The 24915-nt window shown below is 74.4% G+C and carries 24 protein-coding genes; 11 read left to right on the top strand and 13 right to left on the bottom strand.

Translation table 11 applies throughout. The features are described 5' to 3' along the window. Positions 1-17 precede the first annotated feature (17 nt). A complete protein-coding gene (locus tag DNL40_RS06880) occupies positions 18-1088 on the top strand; it encodes a carboxylate-amine ligase (RefSeq protein WP_111250497.1) in 1071 nt (356 codons plus the stop codon). A 97-nt stretch (positions 1089-1185) separates the two neighbouring features. Here the strand turns inward: DNL40_RS06880 and dxs are convergent, their stop codons facing one another. Continuing rightward, the gene (gene dxs, locus DNL40_RS06875) at positions 1186-3066 is read right to left on the bottom strand and encodes a 1-deoxy-D-xylulose-5-phosphate synthase (protein ID WP_111250496.1); all 1881 of its coding nucleotides are present in this window, start codon (positions 3064-3066) and stop codon (positions 1186-1188) included. Between the two features lie 303 nt (positions 3067-3369). Here dxs and guaB1 point away from each other — a divergent pair, with 303 nt between their 5' ends. From guaB1 to DNL40_RS06860, 3 genes are all read left to right on the top strand, one after another. Continuing rightward, a complete protein-coding gene (gene guaB1 / locus DNL40_RS06870; RefSeq protein WP_111250495.1) occupies positions 3370-4818 on the top strand; it encodes a GMP reductase in 1449 nt (482 codons plus the stop codon). A gap of 99 nt (positions 4819-4917) precedes the next feature. Beyond that, positions 4918-5652 (top strand): NUDIX hydrolase, encoded by a 735-nt coding sequence (locus DNL40_RS06865; RefSeq protein WP_111250494.1) that lies wholly within the window; start codon positions 4918-4920, stop codon positions 5650-5652. After that, positions 5649-6587: an aminoglycoside phosphotransferase family protein gene (locus DNL40_RS06860; RefSeq protein ID WP_111250493.1), complete on the top strand. Its 939-nt coding sequence runs from the start codon at positions 5649-5651 to the stop codon at positions 6585-6587. The genes DNL40_RS06865 and DNL40_RS06860 overlap by 4 nt, the downstream gene beginning before the upstream one ends. Before the next feature lie 121 nt (positions 6588-6708). Here the strand turns inward: DNL40_RS06860 and DNL40_RS06855 are convergent, their stop codons facing one another. Beyond that, entirely contained in the window at positions 6709-9525 is a 2817-nt protein-coding gene (locus tag DNL40_RS06855) for an aconitate hydratase (protein ID WP_111250492.1), read from the bottom strand. 249 nt (positions 9526-9774) lie between these two features. Here DNL40_RS06855 and DNL40_RS06850 point away from each other — a divergent pair, with 249 nt between their 5' ends. The 3 genes from DNL40_RS06850 (at position 9775) to DNL40_RS06840 (ending at position 11832) form a co-directional block, all read left to right on the top strand. Further along, positions 9775-10512, top strand: a complete 738-nt coding sequence (locus tag DNL40_RS06850; RefSeq protein WP_218926007.1) for a DUF5701 family protein — start codon at positions 9775-9777, stop codon at positions 10510-10512. Beyond that, a complete protein-coding gene (locus DNL40_RS06845; protein WP_146252037.1) occupies positions 10509-11192 on the top strand; it encodes a hypothetical protein in 684 nt (227 codons plus the stop codon). Before DNL40_RS06850 ends, DNL40_RS06845 begins: the two co-directional genes overlap by 4 nt. Positions 11193-11367: 175 nt before the next feature. Beyond that, positions 11368-11832 carry a DUF6941 family protein gene (locus tag DNL40_RS06840; protein ID WP_111250490.1) on the top strand — a complete coding sequence of 155 codons (465 nt, stop codon included), beginning with the start codon at positions 11368-11370 and terminating at the stop codon, positions 11830-11832. 47 nt (positions 11833-11879) lie between these two features. Here DNL40_RS06840 and DNL40_RS06835 read toward each other — a convergent pair whose 3' ends face one another. Both DNL40_RS06835 and DNL40_RS06830 read right to left on the bottom strand, forming a co-directional pair. Further along, positions 11880-13196, bottom strand: a complete 1317-nt coding sequence (locus DNL40_RS06835) for a class I SAM-dependent RNA methyltransferase (protein WP_425450767.1) — start codon at positions 13194-13196, stop codon at positions 11880-11882. A 58-nt stretch (positions 13197-13254) separates the two neighbouring features. Next, positions 13255-15258, bottom strand: a complete 2004-nt coding sequence (locus DNL40_RS06830; RefSeq protein WP_111250579.1) for an APC family permease — start codon at positions 15256-15258, stop codon at positions 13255-13257. Positions 15259-15368: 110 nt separating this feature from the next. Between DNL40_RS06830 and DNL40_RS06825 the strand changes: the two genes are divergently transcribed. After that, entirely contained in the window at positions 15369-16022 is a 654-nt protein-coding gene (locus tag DNL40_RS06825; protein ID WP_111250578.1) for a potassium channel family protein, read from the top strand. Between the two features lie 88 nt (positions 16023-16110). Next, positions 16111-16794: a potassium channel family protein gene (locus tag DNL40_RS06820; protein WP_111250488.1), complete on the top strand. Its 684-nt coding sequence runs from the start codon at positions 16111-16113 to the stop codon at positions 16792-16794. Positions 16795-16867: 73 nt separating this feature from the next. Here DNL40_RS06820 and DNL40_RS06815 read toward each other — a convergent pair whose 3' ends face one another. The 5 genes from DNL40_RS06815 to dut form a co-directional block, all read right to left on the bottom strand. Continuing rightward, complete coding sequence (locus DNL40_RS06815) at positions 16868-17314, bottom strand: YkvA family protein (protein ID WP_111250487.1); 447 nt, start codon at positions 17312-17314, stop codon at positions 16868-16870. A gap of 115 nt (positions 17315-17429) precedes the next feature. Then, positions 17430-18221, bottom strand: coding sequence for a DUF3159 domain-containing protein (locus DNL40_RS06810; RefSeq protein WP_111250577.1), 792 nt, complete (start codon positions 18219-18221; stop codon positions 17430-17432). Positions 18222-18259: 38 nt separating this feature from the next. Further along, on the bottom strand, positions 18260-18628 hold the full coding sequence (locus DNL40_RS06805; RefSeq protein WP_111250486.1) for an OB-fold nucleic acid binding domain-containing protein: 369 nt from the start codon (positions 18626-18628) through the stop codon (positions 18260-18262). Between the two features lie 13 nt (positions 18629-18641). Then, positions 18642-19382 carry a DUF3710 domain-containing protein gene (locus DNL40_RS06800; RefSeq protein WP_111250485.1) on the bottom strand — a complete coding sequence of 247 codons (741 nt, stop codon included), beginning with the start codon at positions 19380-19382 and terminating at the stop codon, positions 18642-18644. A 148-nt stretch (positions 19383-19530) separates the two neighbouring features. Next, positions 19531-19974: a dUTP diphosphatase gene (gene dut / locus DNL40_RS06795; RefSeq protein ID WP_111250576.1), complete on the bottom strand. Its 444-nt coding sequence runs from the start codon at positions 19972-19974 to the stop codon at positions 19531-19533. A gap of 128 nt (positions 19975-20102) precedes the next feature. Between dut and DNL40_RS06790 the strand changes: the two genes are divergently transcribed. Then, positions 20103-20588, top strand: a complete 486-nt coding sequence (locus DNL40_RS06790; RefSeq protein ID WP_111250484.1) for a DUF3093 domain-containing protein — start codon at positions 20103-20105, stop codon at positions 20586-20588. A gap of 82 nt (positions 20589-20670) precedes the next feature. On the opposite strand, the gene DNL40_RS06785 is transcribed toward DNL40_RS06790, so the two are convergent. The 3 genes from DNL40_RS06785 to DNL40_RS06775 all read right to left on the bottom strand — a co-directional run bounded on the left by DNL40_RS06785 (position 20671) and on the right by DNL40_RS06775 (position 22749). Beyond that, a complete protein-coding gene (locus DNL40_RS06785; RefSeq protein WP_111250483.1) occupies positions 20671-20970 on the bottom strand; it encodes a DUF4193 domain-containing protein in 300 nt (99 codons plus the stop codon). 190 nt (positions 20971-21160) lie between these two features. Beyond that, complete coding sequence (locus DNL40_RS06780; protein WP_425450766.1) at positions 21161-22084, bottom strand: inositol monophosphatase family protein; 924 nt, start codon at positions 22082-22084, stop codon at positions 21161-21163. Next, a complete protein-coding gene (locus DNL40_RS06775; protein ID WP_111250482.1) occupies positions 22081-22749 on the bottom strand; it encodes a trimeric intracellular cation channel family protein in 669 nt (222 codons plus the stop codon). Before DNL40_RS06775 ends, DNL40_RS06780 begins: the two co-directional genes overlap by 4 nt. 132 nt (positions 22750-22881) lie before the next feature. On the opposite strand from DNL40_RS06775, the gene sepH reads away from it, so the two are divergent. Further along, positions 22882-24240 carry a septation protein SepH gene (gene sepH, locus DNL40_RS06770; RefSeq protein WP_179950977.1) on the top strand — a complete coding sequence of 453 codons (1359 nt, stop codon included), beginning with the start codon at positions 22882-22884 and terminating at the stop codon, positions 24238-24240. Positions 24241-24268: 28 nt separating this feature from the next. Here the strand turns inward: sepH and DNL40_RS06765 are convergent, their stop codons facing one another. Further along, positions 24269-24910, bottom strand: coding sequence for a thymidine kinase (locus DNL40_RS06765; protein ID WP_111250480.1), 642 nt, complete (start codon positions 24908-24910; stop codon positions 24269-24271). Positions 24911-24915 lie beyond the last annotated feature (5 nt).

The raw sequence follows: 24915 nt of genomic DNA, 5'->3' as shown, positions 1-24915 counted from the left end.
CGTCACAGCTGCGATCCATGGGTGTCGAGGAAGAGCTGCTCCTGGTGGCCGACGACGGCGCCCCCTCCCCCAGCGCCCAGGCGGTGCTCGACACCGCCGAGGAGGCCCACGGCCCTCTCGAGAACGAGTTCATGGAGGAGCAGCTGGAGACGGCCACGCCGCCCACCCGCTCCCTCACCGAGCTCGCCGACGCGCTGCGTGCCGGCCGACGCGGGGCGCAGGAGGCCGCCGCCGGCCAGGGCGCGCGCGTCGCCGCGCTCGGCACCTCCCCCCTCGCCTTCACGGGCACCACGGTCTCCAAGCTGCGATACATGCGCGCCCGGGCCGAGTTCGGCATCACCGCCTGGGAGCAGCTGACCAACGGCTGCCACGTGCACGTGTCGGTCTCCGACGACGCCGAGGGCGTCGCCGTCCTGGACCGCATCGGCCCGTGGCTCGCCCCCCTCCTGGCGATCTCCACCAACTCGCCGTTCTGGCAGGGGCAGCCCACCGGCTACGAGAGCTTCCGGTCCCAGGTGTGGTCGCGGTGGCCCACCGCCGGCCCCACCCGCCTGTTCGGGACGCCCGAGGCGTACCACGCCGCCGTCGAGGCGATCGTGGCCACCGGCACGGTGCTGGACCAGGCGATGGTGTACTTCGACGCCCGCCTCTCGGCCCGCTACCCGACCGTCGAGATCCGGGTCGCGGACGTGTGCCTCGACCCCGACACCGCCACCCTGCTCGCCGCGCTCTCGCGCGGGCTCGTGGAGACGGCGGCGCGCGACGCCGCCTCCGGCGTGGCCGCGCCCGACGTCCACCCCGAGATCCTGCGCACGGCTCACTGGCGGGCCGGCCGCTCCGGCCTCGACGGCGACCTCGTCGATCCCCGCACGTGGCGGCCCGCACCCGCGCACGACGTCGTGGGCGCGCTCGTGGAGCACGTGAAGGAGGCGCTGGCCGACGCCGGCGACCTCGACGCCGTCACGGACCTGCTCGGCGCGCTCTGGTCGCGCGGCAGCGGTGCCGCCCGCCAGCGCGCCTGGTACGCGGGCGCCGACGGCGACCTCGGCCAGGTCGCCGTGCGGGCTGCCGACGAGCTGCTCTCCTGACACCACGGGCGCGGGCTCCGGCCCGGCGGACGCACGAAGGGCCGCAGCCAGGAGGCTGCGGCCCTTCGCCGTGGTCCGCCTCCAGCGGCGGCCCGCGCTACAGCAGCGCGAGCGCCGCGAGCGCGTCGCGGGTGGCGTCCGCCGCCGTCAGGCGCATCTGCGTGGTGATCTGGTCGCGACTGGCGTGGTCGAGGAACTGCACCGGCAGGCCGAGGTGCACCTGGGGCGTCGTCACGCCCTGCTCCCCGGCGCGCTGCGCGAGCATGGACCCGACGCCGCCGTCCACCACACCGTCCTCGACGGTGACCACCAGGTCGTGCTCGCCCGCGAGCTTGACGAGGGCGGCGGGGACCGGCAGCACCCATGTGGGCGAGGCCACCGTGACGTCCAGGCCGTGCGCCGCGAGCGCCTCACCGGTGGTCATGGCGGTGCCGGCCATGGAGCCGACGCCGACGACGAGCACGCGGCGGGCGCCGTCCTCGCCGGCGTCGTGGCGGGCGACCACGTCGACGCCGTCGAGCTCGCTGACGGCCGGGATGGCGTCCACCAGGGCACCCTTGGGGTAACGGACCACGGTGGGGGCGTCGTCGACGTCCACGGCCTCGTTCAGCGCGGCGCGCAGCGTGGGCTCGTCGCGGGGGGCGGCCAGGCGCAGGCCGGGCACGATGCGCAGCATCGCCATGTCCCACATGCCGTTGTGGCTGGCGCCGTCGTCACCGGTGATGCCCGCGCGGTCGAGCACGAACGTGACGCCCGCCTTGTGCAGGGCGACGTCCATGAGCACCTGGTCGAAGGCGCGGTTGAGGAACGTCGCGTACACGGCCACGACCGGGTGGAGCCCGGCGAACGCCATCCCCGCGGCCGAGGTGGCGGCGTGCTGCTCGGCGATGCCGACGTCGAACGTGCGGTCCGGGAACGCCTCCTGGAACGGCGCGAGCCCCACCGGGTGCAGCATCGCGGCGGTGATGGCCACGACGTCGGGCCGGCGGCGGCCGATGCGCACGATCTCGTCGGCGAACACGCTCGTCCAGCCGAAGCGGGACGGCGCGACGGGCAGGCCCGTCTCGGGGTGGATCTGCCCGACGGCGTGGAACCTGTCGGCGACGTCCTGCTCGGCCGGGCTGTAGCCGCGGCCCTTCTCGGTGATCGCGTGCACGATCACGGGCCCGCCGTAGGCGCGGGCGCGGCGCAGCGCGTGCTCCATGGCGCTCTCGTCGTGACCGTCGATGGGCCCGATGTACTTGATGCCGAGATCCTCGAACATGCCCTGCGGGGCCACGACGTCCTTGAGGCCCTTCTTGAGCCCGTGGAGCCAGCCGTACGCGAACCGGCCCGGTGCGCCGGAGCGGTGCAGGGTGCGCTTGCCCCAGTCGAGGAACTGCTCGTAGCCGCGCGTGGTGCGCAGGGTGTCCAGGTGGTTGGCGAGCCCACCGATGGTGGGCGAGTAGGAACGGCCGTTGTCGTTGACGACGATGACCAGGCGCCGCTCGCAGGCGGCGATGTTGTTCAGCGCCTCCCAGGCCATGCCGCCGGTCAGGGCACCGTCGCCGATGACCGCCACGACGGTGCGGTCGTGCTCCCCCTTGACCTGGTGGGCCTTGGCGATGCCGTCGGCCCAGGACAGCGCGGTGGAGGCGTGGGAGTTCTCGACCACGTCGTGCTCGGACTCGGCGCGCGAGGGGTAGCCGGACAGGCCGCCCTGCTTGCGCAGCGCCGAGAAGTCCTGGCGCCCGGTGAGCAGCTTGTGCACGTACGCCTGGTGGCCGGTATCGAAGACGAGGGCGTCGCGCGGCGAGGAGAACACGCGGTGCAGCGCGATCGTCAGCTCCACGACGCCGAGGTTGGGACCCAGGTGACCGCCGGTGCGCGAGACCTCGTTCACCAGGAACTGCCGGATCTCGTCCGCCAGCGCCACGGTCTGGTCGGGCGTCAGGCGTCGCACGTCCTCGGGCGACTTGATGCCGGCCAACAGGCCCATGAGAACTCTTCCTCTCGACGACGGCCCGCCACGGGGCGCCGCGGGCTGATCCACTCTAGGACCTCCGGCGAGGCTCGCAGCACCTGCGGGCGTGCGATCACGTGATCTGCACGGACCACTCACCGTGCGGCGGCAGCCGGTGTCCCCGGCGACCCGGCGCGCGAGGTCGGCCCGGCAGCCTGCGCCGTCGTGCCCCACGAGGCGCGGGCCCCGCGTAGGCTCGGTGCCTGCCGACGGGAAAACCACACCGCCGGCACGCGTGCGCCCGGCCCGGGCCGGAGCGCCCACCTTGCGGAGACGCCGATGCGCTTTCTCGACGGGCAGCAGCCCACCACGGACCTCACCTACGGCGACGTGTTCCTCGTCCCGTCCCGCTCCGACGTCGCCAGCCGGTTCGACGTCGACCTGTCCACCGACGACGGCACGGGCACCACGGTGCCCGTCGTCGTGGCGAACATGACGGCCGTCGCCGGGCGGCGCATGGCCGAGACGGTGGCGCGGCGCGGTGGCGTCGCGATCATCCCGCAGGACATCCCCGCCGACGTCGTGGCCGACGTCGTCGCGGGCGTCAAGGCCAAGGACCCGGTGATCGAGACCCCCGTGGTCGTCGGCCCCCACGACACCGTCTCGACGGTGCTGACGCTGCTGGGCAAGCGCGCGCACGGCGCTGCCGTGGTGGTCGAGGACGGCCGCCCGGTGGGTGTGATCACCGAGGCCGACTGCGCCGGCACTGACCGCTTCACGCAGGTGGGGCGCGTCATGGCCACCGACCTGCTCACGCTCGACGCCGCCGAGGTCGAGGCGGCCGGGCTGGAGGCCACGTTCGAGCGGCTGCACGCCGCCAAGGCGTCTCTGGCCACCGTGGTTCGCGACGGCGTGCTGGCGGGCGTGCTGACCCGCAAGGGCGTCGTGCGCTCCAGCGTCTACTCCCCCGCGCTGGACGCCGCCGGCCGGCTGCGGGTGGGTGCCGCCGTCGGCATCAACGGCGACGTCGCCACCAAGGCCAAGGAGCTGCTGGCGGCGGGCGTCGACGTGCTCGTCGTCGACACCGCCCACGGGCACCAGGCCAAGATGCTGCAGGCCCTGGAGGCCGTGCGGTCGGTGGACCCGGGCGTGCCGGTCGTGGCCGGCAACGTGGTCACCGCGGACGGGGTGCGCGACCTGGTCGCCGCCGGCGCCGACATCCTCAAGGTCGGTGTGGGCCCCGGAGCGATGTGCACCACGCGCATGCAAACCGCCGTCGGGCGGCCCCAGTTCTCCGCCGTGCTCGAGTGCGCCGCCGCCGCGCGCGAGCTCGGCAAGCACGTGTGGGCCGACGGCGGGGTGCGGCACCCGCGCGACGTCGCCCTCGCACTGGCGGCCGGCGCCTCCCAGGTGATGATCGGCTCCTGGTTCGCCGGCACGTACGAGTCGCCCGGCGACCTGCACGACGACGGCACCGGCCGCCTCTACAAGGAGAGCTTCGGCATGGCCTCGGCCCGGGCGGTCGCCGCCCGGACGGCAGGGACGGGCACGGCGTTCGACCGGGCCCGCAAGGCCCTGTACGAGGAGGGCATCTCCAGCGGCAAGATGTACCTCGACCCGGCCCGCCCCGGCGTGGAGGACCTGCTGGACGACATCACCTCGGGCCTGCGCTCGTCGTGCACCTACGCGGGCGCCCGCACGCTGGCCGAGTTCCACGAGCGCGCCCTGGTGGGCATCCAGTCCGCGGCCGGGTACCAGGAGGGCATGCCGCTCGCCACGTCCTGGTGACCGCGGCCCACCCCGTCGCGGGGCCCCTGCAGCTCCGGTTCTGGCAGTCCAGGACCGGAGCTGCAGGGAGTGGCGACCGGCGCGCGCTAGCCTCGGACGGTGAGCGACCCCTCCTGGCCGACGACGGCGGCCACGCCGTCGTCGTCGGCCCGTGCACAGCTGGCCCGCCTCGCCGCCGATCCCACGTTCCCCGGCCCGTGGCCGCACGCCCGTGGCACGCTCGACGCCGGAGCCCGGCCCGCCGCCGTGCTGGTGCTGTTCGGTGTGCTCGACGGCCTGCCCGCCGACCACGACGCGCAGGCCCTGGCCGTCTCCCACGACCTGGACGTGCTGCTGCTGCGCCGCGCCACCACGCTGCGCTCCCACGCCGGCCAGGTCGCCTTCCCCGGCGGGCGCCTGGAGGCCGGGGAGAGCGTGGTGGAGGGCGCGCTGCGCGAGGCGGAGGAGGAGACGGGGCTCGATGTCGGCGGCGTCGAGGTGCTGGGCACGCTGGCGCCGCTGCCCATGCCCGCCAGCAACCACGTGGTCACGCCCGTGGTGGCCTGGTGGGCGCGGCCCACCCCCGTGGGCGTCGTGGACGTGGCGGAGTCCGCGCACGTGTTCCGCGCCCCCGTGGCCGACCTGATCGACCCGGCGAACCGGTACACGTCCGTGCTGCGGCACGCCGGGCAGACATGGCGCGGACCCGCGTGGCTCGTCACCGTGGCCGGCGTCGAGCACCTGGTGTGGGGCTTCACCGCCGGCGTCCTCGACGCCATGTTCACGCACCTCGGCTGGACCGAGGACTGGGACCGTTCGCGGGAGCTCGACATCCCCGCCCCGGAACGGTCGTGAGAGCCGACCTCGACGTCACCGCCGAGCTCGCGCACGCCCTCCTGGTCGAGCAGCACCCTGACCTCGCCCACCTTCCGCTGCGCGTGGCCGCGCACGGGTGGGACAACGTCATGGTCCGGGCGGGCGACGACCTCGTGCTGCGCCTGCCCCGGCGCGCCGCCGCCGCGCACCTCGTCGAGCACGAGCGCGCCGCGCTCCCCCGGCTCGTCCCGTTCCTGGCGACGGCGGCGCCCGGCGTCAGCGTGCCGGTGCCCGTCCGCGCGGGCCGGCCGAGCCCGGCGCTGGGGTACCCCTGGACCTGGTCGGTGACTCACTGGGCCGACGGCGTGGCCGCCCTCGCCACGCCCGTCTCCCGCCGCAGCGCCTGGGCGGCGGCGTTCGGCACCTTCCTCGCCGCGCTGCACCGGCCGGTCGACGGTGCGCCAGCACCAGACAACCCGCTGCGGGGCGTCCCCCTCGACGCCCGGCCGGAGGCGCGCGACCCCGACGTCCTCGCTCAGCGCCTCGAGCTCGTCCCGCCCGCCCTGCGCGGCACCGCCGGTCAGGTGTGGGAGGCCGCGCTCTCGGCCGCCCCCTGGACCGGGACGCCCGTCTGGGTGCACGGCGACCCGCACCCCGGCAACGTGGTGGTGGCGCCCGGCAGCGCCGGCGCCCCCGACCGGCTCGCCGCCGTCGTCGACTTCGGCGACGTCACCTCAGGGGACCCGGCGAGCGACCTCGGAGCCCTGTGGCTGCACTTCGACGCCGCGGGCCGGGCGGGCTGCCGTGCCGCGATCGCCGCAGCCCGCGGCGCCGACTGGGGCGCCGCCACCTGGGCACGGGCCCGCGGCTGGGCACTGGTCTACGCCACCGCCATGCTCAGCCACCCGGACGAGCACCCGGCCCTCGTTCCCGTCGGAGAGCACGGCCTGGCCGCGCTCCTGACGGACCGCTGACCGCCGGGCGACCGGAGCGGTCAGCCGCGGGCCTCACGGCCCCGAGCACGACGACGGCGCCCTGCCCCTCTCGCGAGAGGGGCAGGGCGCCGTCGTCGTACGGCTACCGCGCTACCAGGGCTCAGGCCACCAGGGAGCGCAGCACGTACTGCAGGATGCCGCCATTGCGGTAGTAGTCCGCCTCACCGGGGGTGTCGATGCGGACGACGGCGTCGAACTCGACCTTCGAGCCGTCCTGCTTCGTGGCGGTCACGTGCACCGTGCGGGGCGTGGTGCCCTCGTTCAGCGCCGTGATGCCGGCGATGTCGAACGTCTCGGTGCCGTCCAGGCCCAGCGACGCGGCGTTCTCGCCGGCCGGGAACTGCAGCGGCAGCACGCCCATGCCGATGAGGTTCGAGCGGTGGATGCGCTCGAACGACTCGGTGATGACGGCCTTGACGCCCAGGAGCGCGGTGCCCTTGGCCGCCCAGTCGCGCGACGAGCCCGAGCCGTACTCCTTGCCGCCGAGCACCACCAGCGGGGTGCCCTGCGCGGCGTAGTCCTGCGCGGCGTCGTAGATCGTGTCCTGCGCGCCCTTGACGAAGTTGTAGGTGAAGCCACCCTCGACGCCGTCCAGGAGCTGGTTCTTCAGGCGGATGTTCGCGAACGTGCCACGGATCATGATCTCGTGGTTGCCGCGGCGCGAACCGTAGGAGTTGAAGTCACGACGCTCGACGCCGTGCTCGGCCAGGTAGCGGCCGGCGGGGCTGTCGGGCTTGATGGCGCCGGCGGGCGAGATGTGGTCGGTGGTGACCGAGTCGCCCAGCTTGGCCAGCACGCGGGCGCCGGAGATGTCCGTGACGGGCTCCGGCTGCATGCCCATGCCCTCGAAGTACGGGGGCTTGCGCACGTACGTCGACTCGGAGTCCCAGGAGAACGTGTCGCCCTCGGGGGTCTCCAGCGCACGCCAGCGCTCGTCGCCGGCGAAGACGTCGGCGTAGTCGCGCGTGAACATGTCGCGGTCGATCGAGCTGTCGATCGTGGCCTGGACCTCCTCCGGCGTGGGCCAGATGTCCTTGAGGAACACCGGGTTGCCCGCCGTGTCGGTGCCGAGCGGCTCGGCGTCGAAGTCGAAGTCCATGGTGCCGGCCAGGGCGTACGCGATGACCAGCGGCGGCGACGCCAGATAGTTCATCTTGACGTCCGGGTTGATGCGGCCCTCGAAGTTGCGGTTGCCCGAGAGCACGGAGACGACCGACAGGTCGTGCTCGTTGACCGCGGCCGAGATCTCGTCCGAGAGCGGGCCGGAGTTGCCGATGCAGGTGGCGCAGCCGTAGCCGACCAGGTGGAAGCCGAGCTTCTCGAGGTACGGCCACAGGCCAGCCTTCTCGTAGTAGCCGGTGACGACCTGCGAGCCCGGGGCCATCGACGTCTTGACCCACGGCTTGGAGGCCAGGCCCTTGTCGACGGCGTTCTTGGCCAGCAGCGCGGCGGCGAGCATGACCGACGGGTTCGAGGTGTTGGTGCAGGAGGTGATCGAGGCGATCACGACGTGGCCGTGGTCGAGCTCGGTCGTGGTGCCGTCCGCGAGGGTCACGGGGACCACCTTGTGGGGGCGCTTGGCCGAGTCGGCCGTACCGGCCCGCACCGGCTTCTCGTTGTCGTCCGCGTGGCTGGCGGCGATCGGGTCGGAGGCCGGGAAGGTCTCCTCGACCGACTCGTCCAGACCGGTGAACGGCTTGGCCTCGTCCTCGCCGACGTAGTCGAGGATCGCCTTGGCGAACGAGCCCTTGGCGGCGGACAGCTCGATGCGGTCCTGCGGGCGCTTGGGGCCGGCGATCGAGGGCACCACGGTCGACAGGTCGAGCTCGAGGTACTCCGAGAACTGCGGCTCGGTGTAGCCCTCGGCCGTCGGGTCGAGCCACAGGCCCTGCTCCTTGGCGTAGGCCTCGACGAGCGCGAGCTGCTCGTCGCTGCGGCCGGTCAGGCGCAGGTAGTCGACCGTGACCTGGTCGATCGGGAAGATCGCGGCGGTCGAGCCGAACTCGGGCGACATGTTGCCGATGGTGGCGCGGTTGGCGAGCGGCACCTGGGCCACGCCCTCGCCGTAGAACTCGACGAACTTCCCGACGACGCCGTGCTGGCGCAGCATCTGGGTGATCGTGAGCACGACGTCGGTAGCGGTCACGCCGGCGGGGATGGAGCCCGAGAGCTTGAAGCCCACGACGCGCGGGATCAGCATGGAGACGGGCTGGCCGAGCATGGCGGCCTCGGCCTCGATGCCGCCGACGCCCCAGCCGAGCACGCCCAGGCCGTTGACCATGGTGGTGTGCGAGTCGGTGCCGACGCAGGTGTCCGGGTAGGCGCGCAGCACGCCGTCGACCTCGCGGGTCATGACGGTGCGGGCCAGGTACTCGATGTTGACCTGGTGGACGATGCCGGTGCCCGGCGGCACGACCTTGAAGTCGTCGAAGGCCGTCTGGCCCCAGCGCAGGAACTGGTAGCGCTCGTGGTTGCGCTGGTACTCGAACTCGACGTTGCGCTCGAACGCGTCGGGGCGGCCGGCCACGTCGATCTGCACGGAGTGGTCGATGACCATCTCGGCGGGGGCCAGCGGGTTGATCTTGGACGGGTCGCCGCCGAGCTCGGCGACGGCCTCGCGCATCGTGGCGAGGTCGACCACGCAGGGCACGCCCGTGAAGTCCTGCATGATCACGCGCGCCGGCGTGAACTGGATCTCCGTGTCGGGCTGGGCCTGCGGGTCCCACGAGGCGAGGGCGCGCACGTGGTCGGCGGTGATGTTCGCGCCGTCCTCGGTGCGCAGCAGGTTCTCGGCGAGGATCTTCAGGGAGTACGGGAGGCGCTCGACGCCCTCCACGGCCGAGAGGCGGAAGATCTCGTAGGAGTTGCCTCCGACCTCCAGCGTTCCCTTCGATCCGAACGTGTCCACGCTGCTCACTACGGCTCCTCCAACGGAACTGTCGCGCGCCGAACGACACACCGCGCGCGTGCACGCGGGGACTCCGGCACTGGGGTTCGGGGCTCCACCCAGCCTACGGCCGGGCACTGGCACCAGCATATCCCAGATATCTTGACGTCAAGATACTTAGGCGCCCCTTACGTCCGCGTGGCGTCCACGGAGGCGGAACACGGACCGCTGCCCCATCGTTGAGCAGAGGTCCGCCACCCACGACCCGGAGGTCCGCCCGTGACGACGCCCACCGTGCAGCCTGCTCCCCCGGAGACCTCGGCGCCGCCGGCGCTACCGCCCCTGACCGCGCAGGCGGAACGTCTGGTCGGGCTCGGCGTGGTGCATCCCGACGCCGCCGTCACGCCCGCACGGCTGCGCGCCGCCGTCGCCGCGCTCGCCGCCACCGTAGGCACCGTGGGCACCGCCCCGGCCACGGACGCCCTGCTGGTCCTGCACCCGCGCGTCGCACCGCCGTCGTCCCTCGCACCGCACCTGCGGTTGCCCGCACCGGGCCGCGCGGGCGCCGCCGGCGAGGAGCGCGCCGGGTTCGTCGTCGAGGACATGACCGACGTCGACCTCTTCGGCCCGACCGAGGGCGTCGAGCTCCCGGCCGCCGACGTCTACGCCGTCCTCGCGCCGCGACGCGGCGACGAGCTGCGGGGTTGGTCGCCCGAGGAGGCCGCACCCGCCCTCGCGGCGGGCGGCCGCACGCCGCTGACGCTCGCCGAGGGCATCCACTGGGCGCTCCAGACGCCCGCCGTCCTGGAGCGCAACGCCTGCTACATGACGCTCGCCTCACGCCTGCGCCGGCCCGACGGCAGGTACGACTCCCGCACCCCGGCCCTGTGGGTCTCCGGCGGCACCGGACGCGACGGCCGCGAGCGCCGCGGCGCGCCCAAGGTGGGGTGGTGCTGGTGGGGCAACAGGCACACGTGGCTGGGCTTCGCGTCCGCGGCGGGGCGGGTGGCGGCATGAGCGAGGTGACGCTCGAGCGCCCGCCCGTGACGTTCCTGCCCAGCCCGTTCCTGGGACCGGAGGTGTGGGAGCCCGTGGCCGAGCGGCTGCGGCTGCACGGGTGGTCCACCCGGGTGGCGCAGGTGCGCGGGTCCACGCCGGCGCAGGTGCTCGACTCGTTCGAGGAGGCGCTGCCTGACGACCGCCCCACCGTGCTGGTCCCCCACTCGGGCGCCGGGCTGTACGTGCCCTCGGTCGCGTCGGTGGTGCCGCTGGCCGGCACGGTCTTCGTGGACGCCGCGCTCGCCCCGGCGGCGGGCGAGGCCCGGCTGGTCCCGCCCACCCTGCTGGACGCGGTGCGCGGCCTGGCGGACGACGACGGCTCGCTGCCGCCGTGGACGCGCTGGTGGCCGCGCGACCAGGTGCGCGCCCTCGTTCCCGACGACGAGACCCTGGACCGTGTCGAGGCGGGTGCGCCGCGGATGCCGCTCGCCTACCTGGAGGCCTCGGTCCCGGTCCCCGCCGGGTGGGCCGGCGGACGCAACGCCTACCTCGCCTTCGGGGACACCTACGCCGCCGAGCTGAGCCAGGCCCGGGAGGCAGGCTGGCCCACGCAGGTGCTCGACGGCGGCCACCTGCACATGCTCGTCGACCCGGACGGCGTGGCGGCCGCGCTCGCCGGCCTGCTGGCCCGGATCTGACAGGGCACCCCTGGGGCACGGTCGGCCGCGCGGTCGCCGTCCGCCCTCCCTGTCCCTCGCCGGCGCCGTCCGGCACAATCGTCCGCACCATCCCCCGCTCATCAGGAGTCGGAATGACCGTGCACCGCCGCTGCTCACCGTCCATCCGCCCGGCTGCCACCGGGGAGGCCGCCCGATGAGGGCCACCGTGCTGCTCGCCGACGCCGCCGAGGCGGTCAACGGCAAGGTCTACGGCATCGGGTTCGGCTGGAACATCACCACCACCCCGACCCCGCCGCAGTCGGTCGTGGTGCTGCTCGACGTCGGCTGGGACGAGACGAACCGGGACATCACCGTGCACGTGGAGCTGCTCGACCAGGACGGCCACCCGGTCGCGGTGCCCGGCCCGGCGGGCGCACGGTCGCTCTCGTTCGACGCCAAGGTGCAGGTGGGGCGCCCGGCAGGGGTCGCGCCCGGTACCAGCTTCAAGACTCCCCTGGCCCTCAACATCGGCCCCGGCATCCCGCTGGAGGCCGGACGCTACGAGTGGCGGGTGACCATCGACGGGGAGCACCACGAGGACTGGAGCGAGTTCTTCACCGTCCAGGCCGCGCAGCACCAACCCGGTACGCCCGGGCCGAGCACGCTCCCGCCCGCATAGCAGCGGTCGAGGGAGCTTGCTCCCGCCCTGGCCGGGGCGTTCCTTCCCTACTTCTCCAGGACCGCGACGGCCTCGACGTGGTGCGTGTGCGGGAAGAGGTCGAACGCGCGCAGCGAGCGCAGCGCGTACCCGTGGTCGCCCAGGTAGGCGACGTCGCGGGCCAGGGCCGCAGGGTCGCAGGCCACGTAGACGACACGGCTCGGCTCACGCCCGGCGATCGCGTCGACGACGGTGCGCCCGGCACCGGCCCGCGGCGGGTCCAGGACGACGACGTCGGCGGCGCCGACACCGGCTCCCCCGGCGTCACCCTCGGCCAGGACGCGGTCGACGGCGCCCAGGTGCAGCTCGACCTGCGGGCGGTCGTGGGCGTTGCGGCGGGCGTCCTTGACGGCGCGGGCGTCCCCCTCGACGGCGACGACCCGGCCCTGCTCGCCGACGGCGTCGGCCAGCGGGAGCGTGAAGAGCCCGGCACCCGAGTACAGGTCGAGCACCCGCGCCCCGGAGACGTCGCCGACGGCGTCCAGGACGGCACCGGTGAGCACGCCGGGGGCCTCGCGGTGCACCTGCCAGAACCCGTCGGCCGCCACGCGGTAGCGGTAGGTGGTGTCACCCACGGTCACGGCCTCGGCCACGGCCCGGCGGGCGTTGGGGCGCCGGTCGGCGCGCCCGTTGCGCCACAGCTCGCCGTCCACGAGGAGCACGGGCTCGGACCCGTCCGCGGGGGCGACGAGCTCGAGCCGGGCCCCGGGTTGCCAGCGGCGCGAGAAGACGCCCTCGGCGTCCGCGAGCGCGGCGACGGCCTCGGTGCCGAGCGGCATCGCGTCCAGCGGGACGACGTCGTGGGAGCGGAACTTGCGCATCCCGGCGCGCCCCTCGGCGTCCGCGACGAGCTCGACGCGGGTGCGGTAGGCGAGGCCGCCACGCTCGTCCTCGCCTGGCGCGGCCTCGACGACGACGTCGCGCTCGATCTTGGCGAGCCGCTGCAGCTGCTCGGCCACGACGTCGGCCTTCCAGCGCCGCTGCCCGGCGAGGGAGACGTGCGCGAGCTCGCCGCCACCCACGCCGTCGGGGCCGGCCTCGGGCCAGGCCGAGGGCACGCGGTCGGGCGAGGCGTCGTCGAGCACCTCGACGGCGTCGGCGCGCCAGAACTTGGGGCCACCCTCGGTGACGACGGCGCGCACGCGCTCGCCCGGGAGGGCGTGGCGCACGAACACGACACGGCCGTCCAGGCGGGCGACGGCGTGGCCGCCGTGCGCGACGGGGCCGACGACGAGCTCGAGCTCACGTCCGGCGTCGTAGTCGGCGGCGGGGCGAGGGCGCGGGGCGGAGCGGCGCGGCACGGAGCTGCGGGGAGGTCGGGGCACCGACCTATTCTCCCCTGCCCGGAGGGGCCGGCGCGCCCGGGCCGGTGTGGCCTTGGCGTCAGAACCGGCGCAGGCGCCCGTCCACGTACGACTCCCCCTCCAGACCAGTCTGGCCCTCGGAGGAGGCGAGCTGCCACGGCACGGACGCCACGACGACGCCGGGGGTGAACAGCAGGCGCCCCTTGAGCCGCAGGGCCGACTGGTTGTGCAGGAGCTGCTCCCACCAGTGGCCCACCACGTACTCGGGGATGTAGACCACCACGAGGTCGCGCGGCGACTCGCGCCGCACGGAGCGCACGTACTTGAGGATGGGGCGGCTGATCTCGCGGAACGGCGAGTCCAGCACACGGAGCGGCACCGGGAGGTCGAGGGCCTCCCACTGGCGCGTCAGGTCCGCCACGTCGTCCTGGTCGACGCCCACGGTGACGGCCTCGAGCTGCGACGGACGGGAGGCTCGCGCGTACGCCAGCGCCCGCATGGTGGGCTTGTGCACCTTGGACACCAGCACGATGGCGTGCACGCGGCTGGGCAGCGCACGCGCCGAGGCGACGTCGTCCAGGGCCAGCTCGTCACGGACCCGGTCGTAGTGCATGTGGATGCCGCGCATCAGCACGAACAGCACGCCCATGGCGCACAGGGTGATCCACGCGCCGTGCGTGAACTTGGTGATGAGCACGATGACCAGCACCACCGAGGTGCAGCCGAAGCCGACCGCGTTGATGACGCGCGAGCGCTTCATCCGCACCCGGCTCGCCGGGTCCGGCTCGGTGCGCAGCTCGCGCGTCCAGTGCTTGATCATGCCGAGCTGCGAGAGCGTGAAGGAGACGAAGACGCCCACGATGTACAGCTGGATGAGGCGGGTCACCTCGGCGTCGAACGCGACGATCAGCACGATCGCCGCGACGGCCAGCGTGATGATGCCGTTGGAGAACGCGAGGCGGTCGCCGCGGGTGTGCAGCTGGCGGGGCAGGAACCCGTCCTTGGCGAGGATCGACCCGAGCACCGGGAACCCGTTGAACGCGGTGTTGGCCGCGAGCACCAGGATGAGGCCCGTGATGGCAGAGACGGCGTAGAACGCGACCGGGAAGCCCTGGAAGACCGCCTCGGCGAGCTGCCCGATGGTGGGGTGCTGGTTGTAGCCCTCCGGCAGCGGCTGCCCGTTCAGCGTGAGCTGGGTGTGCGGGTCCTCCGCGTAGTGGACGCCGGTGGCCTGCGCCAGCAGCAGGATCGACAGCACCATGGTGGCCGAGATGCCGCCCAGCAGCGCCAGGGTGGTGGCCGCGTTGCGCGACTTGGGCTTCTTGAACGCGGGGACGCCGTTGCTGATCGCCTCGACACCGGTCAGCGCAGCACAGCCGGAGGCGAACGCGCGCGCCAGCAGGAACGCCCCGGCGATGCCCGTCAGGCCCTGGTCGAACGCCGCGGCCGGCACGAGCTCGAACTGGGCGCTCTCCGCCTGCGGCAGCGTGCCCGCGAAGTACCGCACCGATCCCACCACCACCATGAGGCCGATCAACGCCATGAAGCAGTAGGTGGGGATCGCGAAGAACGTGCCCGACTCCCGCACGCCGCGCAGGTTGATCACCGTGAGCAGGACGACGGCGACCACCGCCGCCGTCGACTCGTGCCCGCGCAGGGCGGGGATGGCCGACGAGGCGTACTGCGACGCCGAGGAGATCGACACCGCCACGGTGAGCACGTAGTCGACCAGCAGCGCCGAGGCCACCCCGAGGCCCGCCTTGGGGCCCAGGTTGGTGGTGGCGACCTCGTAGTCGCCGCCGCCCGACGGGTAGGCGTGCACGTTCTGCCGGTAGGAGGCCACCACCACCAGGAGCACCACGACGACGCCCAGGCCGACCCAGGGCGAGATCGTCGTCGCCGCCAGCCCGGCGACCGCGAGGGTCAGCAGGATCTCGTCGGGCGCGTAGGCGACCGACGAGAGCGCGTCCGAGGCGAAGACGGGGAGCGCGATGCGCTTCGGCAGCAGCGTGCTGCCCAGACGGTCGCTCCGGACGGGGCGGCCGAGGAGGAGTCGCTTGGCGACGTCCGCGATGTCCGACACGAGCGTCACTCTATGCTCGCCCGCCCGGCCGCGACGCACGGCGGCGCGTGACGCAGGCGGCGCAGGCGCGAGCGCAGCGTTGTAGCGTTCCGCTCGTGCACTTCGTGATCATGGGCTGCGGCCGCGTGGGCTCGACGCTCGCGCAGGAGATCGAGTCCCGCGGGCACTCGGTCGCGGTCATCGACCAGAACCCCGACTCGTTCCGCCGTCTTCCCAGCGAGTTCGGCGGGCAGCGGGTCACCGGCATCGGGTTCGACCGTGACACGCTGCGCCAGGCCGGGATCGAGGACACGTACGCCTTCGCCGCCGTCTCCGACGGCGACAACTCGAACGTGCTGGCCGCGCGCGTGGCCCGCGAGACGTTCGGCGTCGACAACGTCGTGGCTCGCATCTACGACCCCCAGCGCGCGGAGATCTACCAGCGGCTCGGCATCCCCACGGTGGCCACCGTGCGCTGGACCGCGGACCAGGTGCTGCGGCGCATGCTGCCCCTCGGCGCCACCGACGAGTACCGCGACCCGTCAGGGCAGGTGCGGCTCGCCCAGGTCGACTACCACCCGGGGTGGACCGGCTCCTCCGTGCGCCGCATCGAGGCCGCCACCGGCGCCCGCGTGGCGTTCCTCTCCCGGTACACCGACGGGATCCTCGTCACGGACGACACGGTGCTGCAGGAGAACGACGTGCTGCACGTGCTGATGCACTCCGACGACGCCGCGACGGTGGAGCGCCGGCTGACGCACGCCCCCGACGCGAAGGAGGTCTGATGCGGAGCGCGGCGAAGGCCGGGGCCGAGGCACGAGGCACCCGCCGCAGCGCGGTGCAGCGTCAGACCGACCACGATCAGGAGGAACGATGAGGGTCGTCATCGCGGGTGCGGGCTCCGTGGGCCGGTCGATCGCGCGCGAGCTGCTCGGCCACGACCACGACGTGGTGCTGATCGACAAGAACCCGGCCGCCATGCGCGTGGCCCAGGTGCCGGAGGCCGACTGGCTGCTGGCGGACGCCTGCGAGCTGCCCACGCTCGAGACGGCCGAGGTCGCCGAGGCGGACGTCGTGGTGGGCGCCACGGGCGACGACAAGGCGAACCTGGTCTTCTCCCTGCTGTGCAAGACGGAGTTCGGGGTGCCACGCACCGTCGCCCGTGTCAACAACCCGAAGAACGAGTGGATGTTCGACCAGTCGTGGGGTGTGGACGTCGCGGTCTCGACGCCGCGCATCATGACGGCGATGGTCGAGGAGGCCGTGGCGGTCGGTGACCTGGTGCGGATCTTCACGTTCCACCAGTCAGGTGCCGACATCCTCGAGCTGACGCTCCCGCCGGAGTCGCCGCTGGTGGGTACGCGGGTGGGGGCAATCGAGTGGCCCGCCGACACGGTGCTCGCCTGCATCGTGCGGGGCCCGCTGCCGCTGGCGCCGTCGATCGACGACACGCTGGAGGCAGGCGACGAGCTGCTGCTGGTCACGGGCCGCGAGGCGGACGAGGCCGCGTTGCAGCGCCTCCTCGTGGAGGGGCCGGAGCAAGGCCCGGTCGCCTAGGAAGGCCGCCTGGCCGCGCCTGACAGATGTGCTGCGGACGTCGGCGAGCGCGCGGTGCTCGAGCCGTGCGGGGTCAGCGCCGCCGGCCGGCCGGTGGGGTCGGTCCGGATCGCTGGGCCTGGAGCCCGGTGAGCCGTGCGAGGGCTCCGAATCCGTCGTCGGTGCCCGGCCAGTGAGCGCGAACGGCGTCGAGGCCGGCTCGACGGACGGTGCTGCGCAGCACGAGCGTGACGATGACGGCGTCGTCGGCGTAGCCCAGCACCGGGATGAAGTCCGGGACCAGGTCGATCGGGGACGCGAGGTAGACCATCAGCGCACCGAGCCGGACCCGGACGCCGCGGGGCAGGGTGGGGTCGGCGGCGAGGCGGCGCAGGAGCCGGAGCAGGTCGGGTAGGAGACGAAGAGCTTCCTGCAAGAGCGGGCCTCGGGGGCGCGCGACCGCCAGCGTGACGAGCAGGGCGAGCCACGTGGTCAGGAGCGCGATGCCGACGCCGATCAGCGTCTGGACCCACCACGGCATCAGTCGACCGCGGGCAGGTGAGGCGCGACGGGTGCTGGAGCGCGCGTGTCGGCGTGCAGGGCGCCGCGCTCGAGCTCGGCGAGGTCCGCAGCGGCCTCGTCGAGCTCCGCGCAGGTCACGTTCCGGCGCTCGCGCTCGGCGCGTCGGCTCCGGCCTGCTGGGGCCTCGGACGGCGCACCACGGCCCAGGTGAGCCACAGGACCAAGCCCCACAGCGGCACCCCGAGCACGAGGTGGGCGGTGCCGAGCCAGCCGACGGAGTCGTTGAGGTACAGCGGCACCTTGACCGCCAGGCGCACAGCGAACAGACCGACCCAGAACCACGTGGCGAGCGCGTACCGGCGCATCAGCTCAGGGTCGGAGCGCCAGGCGGTGAGCCCGGCGAGGGGGTTGCCTCCGGCGGCGGCCTCGTCGCGCGCCCGGTCGGGCGAGAATCCGGCCTTGAGCGACTCGACCACGAACCCGACCACGGGCCAGCGCACGACGAGCGACACGAGCATGCCGACGAGGTAGACGGCATTGGTCCACAGGCCGACGGCGTAGAAGTTCTGCGCCTCCCCCGAGCGCCACGCCCAGAAGACGCCGACGGCGATGCCGAGCAGCCCGCCCAGCGCCTGCGTGACCGGCGTGCGTTGCGCGAGCCGCACCGCGACGGCGACGAGCGCGGCGGCGACGGCCGCGACCAGCGCCCAGCTCAGGTTCGTGGTCGCCACGAACAGCACCACGAAGACGAGGCCAGGCAGGACGGCCTCCACGACGCCGCGGACGCCACCGACGGCGTCGCCGAAGGAGAACTCCTCGGCGGTGACGGCCCGGACACCCCGTGCGGCGGCCTGCGGCGCGCCCCCGTCGGCGGAGGTGCTCTGCGCCGTCGAGCGCTGGGGGGATGGGTCGGTGGTCGGGGGCACGGTGGTCTCCTCGGTCGCGGGCGTGCCGCGCTGCTCGCTCACTCGCCGGCCCGCGGACGCAGCTCGTAGCGGGGGTTGAACATGGTGCGCCGCCCGTCGTTCTCGCACACCATGCCCTCGACGCGGATCCGGCGGCCCGGCTCGATCCCGGCGATGGTGCGCCGGCCCAGCCAGACGAGGTCGAGAGAGCCCGAGCCGTCGTACAGCTCGGCCTCGACGGTCGGCACGCCCTCACGGGGTCGCAGCACCACCGAGCGCAGCACGCCCGCGGCCTTGCCGCGGCGGCGGCCGGCCAGCGACGAGACGGCGGTGCAGCCGACGCTCTTGGCGGCCTCGGTCCGCTCCTCGCCGGCCTCGACCGACTCGGCCGAGGCGAGCGCGTGCCTCACGGCGGTACGCAACGACATGACTGCTGACCCCTCAGCGGATCTCGGTGATCTCCGGCCCGCGGGTGAGCGGGTCGAACGTGGGCTGCGCGGGCGCCAGGCCCTCCGGCGCGGCGGGCTTGCCGCCCTGCTGCGGCAGGGTGAGCGTGAGGAGGTCCCGCGGGGGGCGCGGGTTTCCGTCCCGGACCACCACGATGTTCGCGAACACCGACTCGAGCTGGCGGGCCGCGTCGGCGTCGACGGCAGCCTTGCCCGTCAGGACGCCGCGCAGGAACCAGCGGGGCCCGTCGACGCCCACGAACCGGGCGGGGCGCACGGCCTGGCGGCCGTCGGTGGTCTGGGCCGGGATCCGGGCGATGAGCTCGCGGCCGAACGGGCCGGGGACGTCGTCGACGGTGCCGCCCTGACCTGTCACCGAGGTGGCGATCTCGGCGCGCACCTCGTCCCAGATGCCCTCGGTGCGGGGCGCGGCGAACGCCTGCACCTGCAGGCCCGAGGCGCCGAGGGTGGCCGAGACTCCCGTGACCTTCTGGGTGCGCTTGTCGATCTCCATGCGCAGCTCCAGCCCGGGCAGCACGGGCAGCCAGATGGCGCCGAGGTCGACGCGGGGTCCCATCGAGGACACCTGCGAGGCGTCGAACGGCCCGCGCTCGGGGGCCGCCGGGGCCGTCTCGCCGCCGTCGGGGGCAGCGGCCGCGCCGCTCACCTCGTCGGTGACCGCGGCCGGCGTGTCCTCGGCCGGCTTCTTCGACGCGTTGCGCCGGAACAGACCCACAGGGCGCTCCTTCACTCTTCCATCGCCCGGTACCGCCGTGGCGGCGGTCCGGTCCGTACCTCTCCACAGTAGCCCGCGCGCGGGGGGCTCTGGTCGCCCCGCCGGTCGTGACGGTGCGGTCCGCCCCGTCCGCGCGGTGCGGACGCCGTCAGGCGTGGGCGGCGGCCCAGCCTCCGCTCGAGCCGAACCCGCCCTCGCCACGGTGGGAGCCCGGCAAGGTCTCGGCCCGCAGGAAGCGCGCCCTCTCGACCTTCTGGACCACCATCTGGGCCACCCGGTCGCCGCGCTGCAGCCGCACCGGCTCGTTGACGTCCGTGTTGAGGAGCGTCACCTTGATCTCGCCGCGGTACCCGGCGTCGACCGTGCCGGGCGCGTTGACGATGGTGAGGCCGTGCCGCGCGGCGAGCCCCGAGCGCGGGTGGATGAACGCGGCGTAGCCGTCGGGCAGGGCGATGGCGACGCCGGTGGGCACCGTGACCCGCCCCTGCGGGGGGATCTCGACGTCCTCGGTGGTCACCAGGTCGGCGCCCGCGTCACCCGGGTGGGCGTAGGCGGGCACCGGCACCGCGTCGTCGAGCAGGCGGATCAGCACGTCGACGGTGGTGTCGGCGGGGGCCTGCGGGTGGGGCGGCGTCTGCTCGGGGTTGTCGGGCACGCCCGCAGCCTAGGGCACCCCGGCGGCGGCTGCGCAGCCGTGCTCGGGCCTGGGAGGATGGGCCCATGAGCACGCCCGACTCGCCCGCCCGCCCGGTCACGCAGCCTTCGACCACGTTCCACGAGCGCCTCGTCCCCGGGCCCGGTGCCGTGGCGGCTGCCCTGGCGGCCGGCGTCGTCGCGGTCGCGGTCGTCTGGCCCCTGCACCCGGGCGCCTCCTACGTCGTCGGCGCGCTGGTCGCCGCCGCCGCGGTCGCGGCGCTCGTGCTGACCGCACCGGTGGTGGAGGTCGCGGGCGGTGAGCTGCGCGCCGGGAGCGCGCACGTGCCGCTGTCCCTCCTGGGCGAGCCCGTGGCGCTGGCCGACCGCGAGTCGATGCGCGAAGAGCTCGGTCCGCGCCTGGACGCCCGCGCCTACGTGGTGCTGCGCACCTGGGCGCGCACCGGGGTGCGCGTGCCCCTGGAGGACCCGGCGGACCCGACGCCCTACTGGCTGGTCTCGACACGGCGTCCGCAGGAGCTCGTGCGGGCCGTGGAGGCGGGGCGCGCCTGAGGCGCGCCCCGCTGCCCGGGGACGACGAAGGCCGCCACGCCCACGGCGTGACGGCCCGTCCTGGTCGTGCGTGCGAGCGGCCTCAGGCGGCGCACTCGGTGCAGACCATCTGACCGTTCTTCTCGTAGGCCAGCTGGCTGCGGTGGTGGACGAGGAAGCACGAGGTACAGGTGAACTCGTCAGCCTGACGGGGCAGCACGCGCACCGCAAGCTCCTCGCCGGACAGGTCGGCGCCCGGGAGCTCGAAGCCCTCCGCGGCCTCCGTCTCGTCCTCGTCGACGACCCCCGACGACTTGTCGGAACGACGGGCCTGGAGCTCCTGGATCGAGTCCTGCTCCACGTCCTCGTCGTTCTTGCGGGGTGCGTCGTAGTCGGTTGCCATCTGTGGGGTCACGCTCCGTGAGTCGGTGTCGGTACGCGCTGGTAATGCTCGGCGACCTGGTTTTGTTCCCGGTCGGCCCACGGATTGTGCACGATGCGGGTGCGGTACGCCAGGCGGCGTGGCGGGGTGTGCTCAAAACCACCCGCGCCCCCTCCTGAGGCCGCCCGACGACGGCCTTGCGCACCCCCGGTCAGCGGCTCGCCGCGGTGTCCTCCGGGCCGTCGGCGCCCGCCCTCTCGAGCAGCGCGACGAGCTCGTCGAGCGCCTCGCCGCGGCCGGCCACCGTCATGCCCTCCCCCGGCCCGCTGCCACGCAGACCGGTCACCCGGGCGCCGTTCTCGGTGGCCACGAGCGACCCGGCCGCCATGTCCCACGGGTTGAGCCCGCGCTCGTAGTAGAGGTCGAGGGCACCCTCCGCCAGGAGGCACAGGTCGATCGCCGCGGCCCCCAGGCGCCGGATGTCCCGGACCTGCGGCAGCACCTCGGTCAGGACGCGGGCCTGGGCGGCACGGCGGGAGGCGGCGTAGCCGAAGCCCGTGCCCACGAGGCTGCGGCCGAGCGGTGCGGGGCCGACGGGACGCAGCGGCACGCCGTCGCGCGTGGCTCCCTCGCCCAGGCCGGCGTCCCAGGTGCGACCGTCGACGACCGAGTGCACGCACCCCGCCAGCACCGTCCAGCGTGCCGGGTCGGCCGGACCTGCCACCACGGCGACCGAGACGGCGTAGGAGGCGACGCCGTACAGGTAGTTGACGGTGCCGTCGATCGGGTCGACCACCCAGGTCAGCCCGCTCGACCCGGCGACGTCGTCGCCCTCCTCGCCGAGGATCGCGTCGTCCGGCCGCTCGGCGGCCAGCCGGGTGCGCAGCATCTCCTCGACCGCCCGGTCCATCGCGGTGACGGGGTCGACGTCAGAGGACTTCGTGGCCGCCACGGTGACCCGTTCGGGGCGGCGCTCGCGCACGAGAGCACCGCCCGCCGTGGCGAGCGACACGGCGAGCGCGCGCAGGCCGGCCACGGTCACCCCCTCGGGGAGCGTGACGCCGTCGGGCAGCGCGGGACGCTCGGGCTGCGGGCTGGAGCCGGGGGCTGGGGTCGCGGGGGTCGCAGAGGTCACAGACCCATCCTGCCCCGGCTCCCCCACCTCCCGCTCCACCCGGTCGCGGCGCTGGGCACCACCCAGCCGAGGCGCAGGGAGAGCAGGCGCAGGCCGCTGACGAGCAGCACCACCCCCGCCTGGGTGGCGACGCCCAGCAGGCCCGCGCTCCACAGCGCCGCCGTGACGCCCGCGCCGAGGAAGGCCGGGATGGCGTACAGCTGGCGGTCGGCCAGCACGAGGGGCACCTCGCCCACGAGGATGTCGCGCAGGATGCCGCCGCCGATGCCGGTCAGCACGCCCACGATCACCGACGCCAGCGGGCCAGCGCCGTGCTCCAGGCCCTTCGTGGTGCCCAGCAGCACGAAGAAGGCGAGCGCCCACGCGTCGAGCGCGATGACGGTGCGGCGCATGCGTTCGACGCCCGGGTGGAAGAAGAAGATCACCAGGCCGGCGGCCAGCGCGGTGGCCACGTACTCCCAGCTGGAGATGCCGACCGGCGGGGTGGCGCCGATGAGCACGTCGCGCAGCACACCACCGCCCAGGCCGGTGGCCCACGCCAGCACGAGCACGCCGAAGACGTCGAAGCTCTTGCGCACGCCGGCCAGCCCGCCGGACAACGCGGCGAAGAACACCCCGGCGAGCTCCAGGAGGGTGTCGACGGGGAGGTCGGCGAGCGCGTCCACCGGCCTATCCTGCACCGGCGTGCCCGGATCGGCGGCACACCGACGCGCCTGCGCCGCGCGGCGGCACCGCGGTGGCACGCTCGAACCGACATGTACGCCGGTGCAGGGCGCCGTCCTGCCGAGGAGGAAGCAATGGCCGAGCTCGAGCTCGTGAGGGTCCAGGAGGACGGTGAGCACCTCGTCCTGCGCGACCCGGACGGCACGGAGCACTCCCTGCCCGTCACGGACGCTCTGCGCGACGCCGTCGTGCGCCGCCGGGACGCCGCGCGCCGGGCCGAGGACGACGGCGCGCCCGCCCCCGTCGCCGCCCCCGAGCCGGCCCTGCGGCCGCGCGACCTCCAGGCGCGCCTGCGTGCGGGCGCGACCGCCGAGGAGCTCGCCACCGAGGCCGGCGTCGACGTCGAGCACGTGCGCCGCTACGAGTGGCCGGTCATGGCCGAGCGCGACCACGTCATCGGGATGGTGCGCGCGCACGAGGTGGTGGGGCTGGACCGCACCACGGCGCTCGGCGACGTCGCCGACGCCCGGCTGGCGGCGCGTGGTGTGGGCAAGGACGACGCGACGTGGTCCGCCCGGCGCGAGGGCAACGCCCCGTGGGTCGTGGAGGTGCGGTTCTCCGCCGGCGACCGGGAGCGGCGTGCGCGCTGGACGTTCGACCTGCGCGGGCGCGTGGTGACCCCGCTCGACGACGAGGCCCGCTGGCTCGGGCAGCCGGACGACCCGTTGAGCCCGGAGATGCACGGCGTCCCCTCGCTCGCGGCACGGCGCCCCGCGCCGGCGGCCGACGACGAGACGGCGCTGCTCCTGGACGACCTGGCCGGGCGGCGCGGGCAGCGACCGGCGCGCGCCCGCCGGCAGCCGACCCCGACGAGCGCCACCCCGGTCGTCGGGGCGGCCGGCGACGCGCCCGTCACCGGTGCCACGCCCGCCGTCCCGCCGCAGCTGCCGACCACGGAGGACGGCACGCTGGGTCCCGCGCCGCTCGGCGACCTGCCGGTCCGCGAGCGCACCCCGGGCCACGGGGACGACGCCGGCGCGCAGCCCGAGCGAGCCGCGCCCCAGCGCAGCCTGCCGGACCGCACCCTGCCCACCCCGCCGGTGCCCGAGCCGGAGCCGGTGGCCCAGGCGGACGACAGCCCCGGCGCGAGCGTCGTGGACCTGGGCCGCTGGAACCCGCGCCGCACCCGTGACCGCTCCGTGAGCCCCGGCGCAGGGGTCGGAGCGCTCCAGCCGACCTTGCTCAGCCAGCCCGAGGTGGAGGGCCGGCACATGGCCCCGTCGCAGACCGAGGCGCAGACCTCCCACTCCGAGGAGACGCCGGGGCCCGCTGGTGACCGGCCTCACGACCCCGCCGCCGCGCACCCGTCCACGGGCGCCGGCCTGCCGTCGCGCTCCGGCACCAGGGAGGTCCCTGCGCGCCGCAGCCGCAAGGGGCGCGCGCAGGTGCCGAGCTGGGACGAGATCGTCTTCGGGGCCCGCCCAGAGCACTGAACCCGCCCCGCCCGCCGGCGGGCGGGGGTCACAGGTCCAGCATCGACTCCCCCGCCACGGCGTGCTGCCGGGCTGCGGTCGCCGTCATGCGGCGCATGTGGTGACGGCGGCACAGCACCTCGTACGCCACGACGGCGTCCGCCCCGGTGTCACCCACCACCACCTGCTCCCCCTCGACCACCATGACTCCGTCGACGGTGCGCGCGTTGTGGGTGGCGCGACGCCCGCACCAGCACAGGGCGGGCACCTGGAGGATCTCGGTGCGGTCCGCGAGCTCCAGCAGGCGGGCGGAGCCGGGGAAGAGCCGGGTGCGGAAGTCGGTGGTGATGCCGAACGCGAAGACGTCGATCTCGACCTCGTCCACCAGGCGCGCGAGCTGCTCCACCTGCTGCGGCGAGTAGAACTGCGCCTCGTCGCACACCACGTAGTCGACGAGGCGCCCGCGGCGGCGCTCGGCGTCGACCACCTCCCAGAAGTCGGTGGACTCGTCGGCCTCGAGGGCTCCGACCTCCAGCCCCAGGCGGGAGGAGATGCGCGCGGCGCCGGCACGGTCGTGACGCGTGAACACCAGGCCCGTGCGGCCGCGGGCGGCGTGGTTGTAGTCGGTCTGGAGCGCCAGGGTGGACTTGCCGGAGTCCATGGTGCCGCTGAAGAAGACGAGCTCGGCCACGTGAT

This window comes from Xylanimonas oleitrophica (assembly GCF_003244315.1).
Lineage (GTDB): Bacteria > Actinomycetota > Actinomycetes > Actinomycetales > Cellulomonadaceae > Xylanimonas_A > Xylanimonas_A oleitrophica.
This window is presented reverse-complemented; position numbering and strand designations above follow the sequence as displayed.

What these genes read in the sequence shown, in the direction of transcription:
- guaB1 (WP_111250495.1), top strand. Translation starts at nt 3,370, where the DNA reads ATGCGCTTTCTCGACGGGCAGCAGCCCACCACGGACCTCACCTACGGC.
- DNL40_RS06880 (WP_111250497.1), top strand. Translation starts at nt 18, where the DNA reads ATGGGTGTCGAGGAAGAGCTGCTCCTGGTGGCCGACGACGGCGCCCCC.
- DNL40_RS06805 (WP_111250486.1), bottom strand. Translation starts at nt 18,628, where the DNA reads ATGTCGTTGCGTACCGCCGTGAGGCACGCGCTCGCCTCGGCCGAGTCG.
- DNL40_RS06785 (WP_111250483.1), bottom strand. Translation starts at nt 20,970, where the DNA reads ATGGCAACCGACTACGACGCACCCCGCAAGAACGACGAGGACGTGGAG.
- sepH (WP_179950977.1), top strand. Translation starts at nt 22,882, where the DNA reads ATGGCCGAGCTCGAGCTCGTGAGGGTCCAGGAGGACGGTGAGCACCTC.
- DNL40_RS06840 (WP_111250490.1), top strand. Translation starts at nt 11,368, where the DNA reads ATGAGGGCCACCGTGCTGCTCGCCGACGCCGCCGAGGCGGTCAACGGC.
- DNL40_RS06825 (WP_111250578.1), top strand. Translation starts at nt 15,369, where the DNA reads ATGGGCTGCGGCCGCGTGGGCTCGACGCTCGCGCAGGAGATCGAGTCC.
- dxs (WP_111250496.1), bottom strand. Translation starts at nt 3,066, where the DNA reads ATGGGCCTGTTGGCCGGCATCAAGTCGCCCGAGGACGTGCGACGCCTG.
- DNL40_RS06790 (WP_111250484.1), top strand. Translation starts at nt 20,103, where the DNA reads ATGAGCACGCCCGACTCGCCCGCCCGCCCGGTCACGCAGCCTTCGACC.
- DNL40_RS06815 (WP_111250487.1), bottom strand. Translation starts at nt 17,314, where the DNA reads ATGCCGTGGTGGGTCCAGACGCTGATCGGCGTCGGCATCGCGCTCCTG.
- DNL40_RS06820 (WP_111250488.1), top strand. Translation starts at nt 16,111, where the DNA reads ATGAGGGTCGTCATCGCGGGTGCGGGCTCCGTGGGCCGGTCGATCGCG.
- DNL40_RS06845 (WP_146252037.1), top strand. Translation starts at nt 10,509, where the DNA reads ATGAGCGAGGTGACGCTCGAGCGCCCGCCCGTGACGTTCCTGCCCAGC.